The 6,800-nt window shown below is 45.5% G+C and carries 4 protein-coding genes; all 4 read left to right on the top strand.

What is annotated here, in order from left to right; translation table 11 throughout:
- Positions 1-180 precede the first annotated feature (180 nt).
- The 4 genes from ebgR to AB4517_RS18890 all read left to right on the top strand — a co-directional run bounded on the left by ebgR (position 181) and on the right by AB4517_RS18890 (position 6,628).
- On the top strand, positions 181-1,164 hold the full coding sequence (gene ebgR / locus AB4517_RS18905; RefSeq protein ID WP_017069515.1) for a transcriptional regulator EbgR: 984 nt from the start codon (positions 181-183) through the stop codon (positions 1,162-1,164).
- Between the two features lie 324 nt (positions 1,165-1,488).
- Positions 1,489-4,605, top strand: a complete 3,117-nt coding sequence (gene ebgA / locus AB4517_RS18900) for a beta-galactosidase subunit alpha (protein ID WP_372149191.1) — start codon at positions 1,489-1,491, stop codon at positions 4,603-4,605.
- Between the two features lie 3 nt (positions 4,606-4,608).
- Complete coding sequence (locus tag AB4517_RS18895) at positions 4,609-5,061, top strand: beta-galactosidase subunit beta (RefSeq protein ID WP_372129078.1); 453 nt, start codon at positions 4,609-4,611, stop codon at positions 5,059-5,061.
- Between the two features lie 142 nt (positions 5,062-5,203).
- On the top strand, positions 5,204-6,628 hold the full coding sequence (locus AB4517_RS18890) for an amino acid permease (RefSeq protein ID WP_017063320.1): 1,425 nt from the start codon (positions 5,204-5,206) through the stop codon (positions 6,626-6,628).
- Positions 6,629-6,800 lie beyond the last annotated feature (172 nt).

Raw genomic sequence — 6,800 nt, 5'->3', positions numbered from 1 at the left:
AGATAATTATAGATAGTTAGATTTGAGACATCACAGATGAGTTGGACATTTATTTTACTAAAAGTTAATGCAATGACGTCCAGTTTGATTACAATAGGTCAGTAGAATAAAGAGGTGCATTGCTTTTTTACTAAATACCAATTTCAAAGCAGCGCAATGTTCCAATAACAGGAAGTGAGTATGGCAACGTTAAAAGATATCGCGACTGAAGCGAATGTATCATTGGCTACAGTTTCAAGGGTTCTCAATGAAGATCCAACATTAAGCGTCAAGGAAGAGACCAAAAGGCGTATCTTTGAAATTGCAGAGAAGTTGGAATACAAAACCAGCAGCTCACGAAAAACCGTTAGCAGTAAAAAACAAAACCATCACTTTCTAGCACTGTATAACTACAAGCAAGAAGCTGAGGTTAACGACCCTTACTATCTATCGATTCGCCACGGGATTGAAACCCAATGTGAAAAGATGGAAGTTAAGCTAACCAACTGTTATGAAAGTAAAATACAGATCAATTCAGCACCGATCACAGGTGTTTTGTTGGTGGGAAGAATGACACCAGAGGTTATAGAGCAAGCTAAAAAGCTGAGCGATAATATCTGTTATGTCGATTTTACCGATCACTCAGAACCATATGACTCTGTCGATATCGACCTGGCTTTGATCAGCAAAGAGATCACCAACTTCTTTATCAACCAAGGCTATGAGCGTATCGGCTTTATTGGTGGCCAAGACGACGTCAACACCCCTGATATTCGTGAAGTCGCTTTTGCTGAATATGGTGGCCTCAAGAACGTTGTCAGTGAACAAGACATCTACCGTGGTGACTTCTCTAGCTCATCAGGTTACAAGCTTGCAAAACAGATGCTCGCGACGGGTGACTACCCTAAAGCCATGTTTATTGCGTCAGATTCCATCGCAATTGGCGTTTTACGAGCAGTTCATGAGCACGGATTAAACATTCCTGAAGATATTGCGCTGATCAGTGTAAACGACATCCCAACAGCTAAATTTACCTTCCCATCTTTATCGACTGTTCGTATTCACTCTGAACTGATGGGAATTCAAGGCGTTAACCTGCTGATTGAGAAAGTACGCGACGGCCGAACCATCCCATTACGCGTCTATGTACCAAGCAAACTCAAGCTACGCGATACAACAAAATAATTAAATATATCAAATAGATAAATTAAGGCTACCTTTGTTGAAGGTGGCCTTTTTTGTGCCCGTCACATACATCAATCGACACATGTCCCCCTCTTTAACCTGCTGCATAAAACAGCCAATAGCATTCTTTTAAGTGGATCACACAGCACCGTAAAAAGACCATAAAAAACGTGATGAAGTTAAAGTAAAACGTTTTCACTAATTTCATTTAGTAAAACTTTTACTAATAATTACCTCAGTCCAAAAATACTCGTATTCACTACGACCCAATTACGCATAAGAACGTCGGTCAGCAAACTGCATTTAGACCGAGAGAGAGGCAACGTGAACAACTGGGAAAACTTCCTGAACTTACATGAGAACCGTATGGCACCGCGTGCATACTTCTTCTCATACGCATCAGAAAAAAATGCAAAAACGTTTCAGCGTGAACTGAGCAGCCACTTCCAACTATTGAGTGGCCAATGGAATTTCAGCTACTTCACCAATCCGCTATTGGTTCCTGAAGAGTTTTATTCTCAGGAAATGAGCGACTGGGGCAACATCACGGTTCCAAACATGTGGCAAATGGAAGGCCACGGCGATCTTCAATACACAGATGAAGGTTTCCCATTCCCAATTGACGTGCCTTTCGTACCATCAGACAACCCAACCGGCGCATACCAACGCTCTTTCTTCCTTGGCGAAAGCTGGGACGAAAAACAAACCATCATCAAATTTGATGGCGTTGAAACTTACTTCGAAGTTTACGTAAACGGCGAGTACGTGGGCTTCAGCAAAGGCAGCCGCCTAACCGCTGAGTTCGATATCTCTAGCCAGGTAAAAGCAGGCAACAACCTACTTTCTATTCGAGTGATGCAGTGGGCCGACTCTACCTACATTGAAGACCAAGACATGTGGTGGACGGGCGGTATCTTCCGTGACGTTTACCTAGTAGGTAAAGAACAACTGCACGTTCAAGACGTTACCGTTCGCACTGACTTCGACGACGCTTACCAAAGCGCGACCCTGTTATGCAAAGTGGAACTAGAAAACCTAGCAGCAGCGGCAAACGCAACCCTTGAGTACGCATTGCTCGATGGCAGCCAAGTTATCTCGCAAGGCTCTGTAGATAGCTTAAGTGTCGATGGCAATACGAGTACTCAATTCTCTATTGATGTGGTTAACCCTGTCCAATGGAACGCTGAGAACCCTTACCTATACCAACTGCTGCTTACGCTGAAAGATGGTGACGGCAAGGTGTTGGAAGTGATTCCACAGCGCGTTGGTTTCCGCGACATTAAAGTTCGCGATGGTCTGTTCTACATCAACAACAAATACGTGATGCTGCACGGTGTAAACCGTCACGACAACGACCACCTAAAAGGTCGTGCGGTTGGCATGGATCGCGTAGAGAAAGACTTAGTGTTGATGAAGCAGCACAACATCAACTCAGTACGCACGGCGCACTACCCGAACGACCCACGCTTCTACGAACTGTGTGATATTTATGGCCTATTCGTTATGGGCGAAACCGATGTCGAAACTCACGGCTTTGCTAACGTTGGCGACCTAAGCCGCATCACTAACGATGCCGCATGGGAAGCGGTGTTTGTTGAACGTATCGAACGTCATATCCACGCTCAGAAGAACCACCCTTCTATCATCATGTGGTCGCTAGGTAACGAGTCTGGTTACGGTTGCAACATCCGCTCTATGTACGATGCAGCAAAAGCAATTGATGACACGCGTCTGGTTCATTATGAAGAAGACCGTGATGCTGAAGTAGTCGACATCATTTCAACCATGTACTCACGTGCTCAACTGATGAATGCCTTCGGTGAATTCCCACACGAAAAACCACGCATTATCTGTGAATACGCACACGCAATGGGTAATGGCCCAGGTGGCTTAACCGAATACCAAAACGTGTTCTACAAGCACGATGCAATTCAAGGTCACTACGTTTGGGAATGGTGTGACCACGGCATTCTAGCGCGTGATGAAGCGGGTACTGAGTTCTATAAGTACGGCGGTGACTACGGTGACTACCCGAACAACTACAACTTCTGCATGGACGGCTTGATCTACCCAGACCAAACGCCAGGCCCTGGCTTGAAAGAGTACAAGCAAGTGATTGCCCCGGTGAAGCTTCGCGATTTCGATGCACAAACGGGTACCTTCACAGTAGACAACAAGCTTTGGTTCTCAAACATCGATGATTACACCATCACTGCGGAAATCCGCGCTGAGGGTGAAACCATTGCCGTACAGCACATCAAGATTGAAGAGCTGGCTGAGAACTCTAGCCGTGAACTGACGCTTAATTTGCCAGAGCTTGATGAGCGTGAAGTGTTTGTGAACTTTACAGTTCGTAAGGATTCTCGTACTTCATACAGCGAAGCGAACCACGACATTGCGGTTTATCAGTTCCAAGTGAAAGAGAACACAGCACAGCTTGACGCCTTCACTAACAATAATGCGACAGCACTGAATGTTGAAGAATCTCGCTTAGCCTACCTAATCAAAGGCCACAACTTTGCTCTGAACTTCTCGAAAGTGAACGGCAAACTGACGTCATGGTTAGTGAATGGCGAGGAACTGATTAAGTCTGAGCCTAAGCTGAACTTCTTCAAGCCAATGATCGATAACCATAAACAAGAGCACGATGGTTACTGGGAGCCTGCACACTTGCAAATTATGCAGGAGCACTTCCGTAGCATTGACCTTGAATGCGTTAACGTTGAACAGGTAAATGGCAAGGTAGAGATCACCACCACCAGCATCATTGCTCCACCAGTATTCGATTTCGGCATGCGTTGTGAATATCGCTACCAAGTTAATGCTGAAGGCCAATTGAACGTTGAGCTAAGCGGCGAACGTTACGGTGAGTACCCTCATGTAATTCCTGTGATTGGTTTTGATATGGGCATCAACGGCGACTTCGACCAAGTCCAATATTACGGACGCGGCCCTGAAGAGAACTACCAAGACAGCAAGCAAGCCAACATGATTGATGTGTACCAATCAACCGTTGCAGACATGTTCGAGAACTACCCGTTCCCACAGAACAACGGCAACCGCCAACACGTTCGTTGGGCTGCGCTTTCAAGCCGCGCGGGTAATGGTATTGCAGTAAAACCACAGCAAGAAATCAACTTCAGCGCATGGTTCTACACCAACCAAAACCTGCACCAAGCACAACACACCATTGAGCTAGAGAAAAGCGGTTACATCACGTTAAACCTAGATCACCAAGTGATGGGCTTAGGCTCTAACTCTTGGGGCAGCGAAGTGCTCGATTCTTACCGCGTTTACATGGACGAGTTCCGCTACGGTTTAACTCTGATTCCATTCCAAGCAGGCGATTGCGATGCGCAGCACCTAATCAATCACAACTTTGGCGATGAGTTTTTTACGGTGAATGCACCAAAAGCTCAACCACAACTGAACGAGGCATAAGCGATGATCGTTTTAGAGAACTTAGAACAATTTCAAGTCGTCTACCGCGATGGTCGTAAATGGCAACGCTGTGTAGAAGCGATTGAAAACATCGGAAACATCAAAGATGGCGTGATGTATTCAATTGGTGATTCACTGGCTTACATGATTGAAGACGGTGTGGCTCGTAACACAGAAAACTTCACCGGTAATCGTCGTTACTTCGACGTGCACTACTACCTAGAAGGCCGTGAAACGGTTGAATTCGCAGCGAAATCAGAGCTAGAGCAGATCCAAGCTTATAGCGATGAAACCGACCGCGAACACCTAATGGGGAACGGTGAAACTCGTGAGCTAGCTGAAGGCCAAGTGGCGATCTTTGACAACAATCAGGCTTACCGTTTCCACGGTGATAACCGAGTTCGAAAAGTGGTACTGAAAGTGACCATTGAAGACGGTTACTTCCTCAATAAATAAACAATAACGCTATCTATTCACAGTATGTATCGAGCCTTGCCGTTCAAGGCTCCAACATGCTGAACAAAGCCTCAATGCTTCCTCCCTACAAGGAAGCATTGAGAAATAACGACTATAATTACGTGATTCCTCGGAGGACACTATGTCTGAATCTGTACGCGGTAAGTTAGGCAAATTTGCCCTACTCTCCATGACATTTGCAGCGGTATTTAACGTTCGCAACATTGTAAACAACAACATCGAATTGGGATTGAGTTCAGCCCCTATCTTTTTGCTCGCGACCCTTATTTACTTCATTCCGTTCGTGTTCATCATTGCTGAATTCGTATCAGCAAATAAAAATTCTGAGTCAGGCATGTATGACTGGCTAAAAAAACCACTAGGCTCAAAAGCAGCCTACCTAGGTTCCTTCCTATACTGGTTCGTAAACCTTTTCTGGTTTGTATCCCTGCTACCAAACGTAATCGCCTATGCGTCTTACGCGATGTTGGGCTATGAATACGCCTTCTCGCCAGTCGTCACATCGGCTATCTCGATTGCTCTGTTTGCTGCAGCAACTCACATCTCAACCAAAGGCGCGAGCTGGCTAGGTAAGATTGCCGAGATCGTGGCCTACGGTGTATTCGCTCTGTTTGCAATCTACGTTATCGGTGCACTAATGGCACTGGGCGGCAACCATGAGCCAGTAGAACCAATCACGCTTGAAGCAATGACACCGACCATCAACTGGGCAACGCTAGGTATCATGTGTTGGATCTTCCAAGCAGCCGGTGGTGCAGAAACCGCAGCCGCTTACCTAAACGATGTTAAGGGCGGTCACAAGTCTTTCATCAAGGTTATCATTGGTGCAGGTATCGCAATCGGCGCAATGTACGCAGTGGGCTCTCTTCTAGTAAACGTATTCGTTGCTCGTGATGAACTGACCTACGCTGGCGGCATGGTTGAAATCTTCACAGGTATGGCGAACTACTTCGACATTTCACAATCTCTAACGGGTCGCTTCGTCGGTATTATCCTATTCGTTGCTATGTTCGGTTCGATGATGATGTGGACAGCAGCTCCAGTAAAAATTCACTTCTCTGAAATCCCTAAAGGTGTTTACGGCGAGAAGACAACAGAGCTTAACGAACACGGCGTGCCAGTACGTGCAGCTTGGTGGCAGTTCGCGTTTGTATTCGTGATGCTTGTGGTGAACGGCTTCGGCTCTGAATCTGTACAAGACATGATGAATACAGCAATCAATCTAACAGCAGGTACCGCAATGCTACCGCCAATCTTCATCATGGTGGCCTACTTTGTATTCCGCTTGAAACACGACGACACACCGCGTGATTTCCGCATGGGTACTCGAGTTCAAGGTATGGCAGTAGTATCGGTACTGATTGGTATCTTCATTGTGAGCATGACAGCATCGGCATTCCCGACAGGTGTTGACCTTGTTCAAGCCTTCTTCATCAACGTCTTCATGACAGCGGTATTCTCTGGTATCGCATGGTGGTGGATCTCTCGCTTTGAAAAGAAGCAAGCAGGTAAAGAAGCAAAGCTAGAAACGGCTAAGCAGTCGTAATCCAGAATCTATACATCTAGTTAAAAGCGCCTTAATTGGCGCTTTTTTTGTTTTAAATCAGATAATTAAAATAAAAACCCCAAAAATAAAAACGGCGTTCCGTCAAGGTTTCAGTTCACGAAAAACACCAATTAATAGGTAATAAAACTCAAATAAAAACCAAGGTAAAACA

Source organism: Vibrio sp. 10N.222.52.C3, from assembly GCF_041474195.1.
Taxonomy (GTDB): Bacteria; Pseudomonadota; Gammaproteobacteria; order Enterobacterales; family Vibrionaceae; genus Vibrio; species Vibrio crassostreae_C.
Note: the sequence above shows the minus strand (reverse complement) of the source record. Positions and strands in the feature narration are given on the sequence as shown.